This is a genomic window from Dissulfurispira sp. (assembly GCF_036745535.1).
Lineage (GTDB): Bacteria > Nitrospirota > Thermodesulfovibrionia > Thermodesulfovibrionales > Dissulfurispiraceae > Dissulfurispira.
Map to the genome: position 1 here is coordinate 13,967 of NZ_DAIOFX010000047.1, position 1,168 is coordinate 15,134.

The following is a 1,168-nucleotide window of genomic DNA, read 5'->3' on the forward strand; positions in this document are numbered from 1 at the left end:
GCTCATGGCTCATCTTGCCATTGCCTCCTCAACCTTGCTCAGCAGTTCTGTATGTTGAAACGGCTTCTGAAGGAAGCCTGCTGCCCCGGCCTCGAACAACTCATAAAAATACTGCTCCTCGCCGTATCCGCTGCATATCAGCACCCTTGCATCCGGCTTTAACGACCTTATCTCCTTAAATGTCTGTCTGCCGCCTTTTTCAGGCATTACCATATCGAGGATGACGAGGTCGATCCTGTCTTTATATTCGTTGAACATGCGCACTCCTTCGTTTCCGTGGATAGCAAGAATCACTTCATAATCGTACGCCTCAAGGATATCTTTCCCGAGTTCCCTTACCACCTCCTCGTCATCGATAAGAAGGATCGTACCTTTTTTAGGTCTTTCGTTCATAACTTTGTCCCTCCTTTTTTCCTAATCGATATTACGAGGGCGGCTATTAACGCTACTGACGGCTTTTTTGTTAGCCCTGATGTTTTCAATTGCCTGCGTAAATGTCAGTCCTTTTTTGATTTCCATAGTATTTCTAAAGGAATAATGGCCATAATAAAGCCTTTAAAGTTGCAACTATTTCACCAAATAAAAGCCAACTTATAAATCCGCGATCTTTTGCATACTGCCAATTGAAGTAAGGGGTAAAAATAAAGGCAGATATAATGAGATAAATTATCCCAATGTAATAAAGAAGTTTTTTTAAGCATAACCCAATCCTAATAAAATCGCAAATTTTTGGAATAAGGCTTCTTTGGGTATCAGCGGCCCGTATGTTATTTGAATCTGGATTTGCTCCTCGCATTTGGAGCAATTGAAAACATCGCCTATAAGATCGCCTTTTGGCATGCTATTGCGGAACCAGCCATCTATCTTTGCTGAATAGAACCCCGTTTTTTCAAAGGTCTCTGCCGACATATTTGAAGCTGTTAATAATAGTAAAATGAATATAATTAGAAATATTCTCATGTATTATCCACTACCAGCTTTATACCGAGCTGTTCGGCTTTTTCCATCGCTCTTTGTCTTCGGTTTTTTACCTCATTGATAATGAATCTGCCATATTGAGGTATCTTTTCTGCTGCAGCAGGGCCGCCGAACTCCTCAGCCTCTCTTACAATGTAAAGTATATCACATCTGTCCAAAATAGATTTTAGAAAGACCTCCGATTCAGGTA

Annotated in this window: 2 protein-coding genes; both read right to left on the reverse strand. The window is 40.9% G+C overall.

Annotation, left to right across the window (positions count from 1 at the left end):
• Positions 1 to 9 precede the first annotated feature (9 nt).
• Positions 10 to 393, reverse strand: a complete 384-nt coding sequence (locus V7L97_RS08625) for a response regulator (RefSeq protein WP_333655101.1) — start codon at positions 391 to 393, stop codon at positions 10 to 12.
• 563 nt (positions 394 to 956) lie between these two features.
• A partial coding sequence (locus V7L97_RS08630; protein WP_333655103.1) for a hypothetical protein occupies positions 957 to 1,168 on the reverse strand: 212 nt, incomplete at its 5' end.

Bases quoted from the DNA above. Each gene is read 5' to 3' on its own strand.
- V7L97_RS08625 (WP_333655101.1), bottom strand. From the start codon at position 393: ATGAACGAAAGACCTAAAAAAGGTACGATCCTTCTTATCGATGACGAG.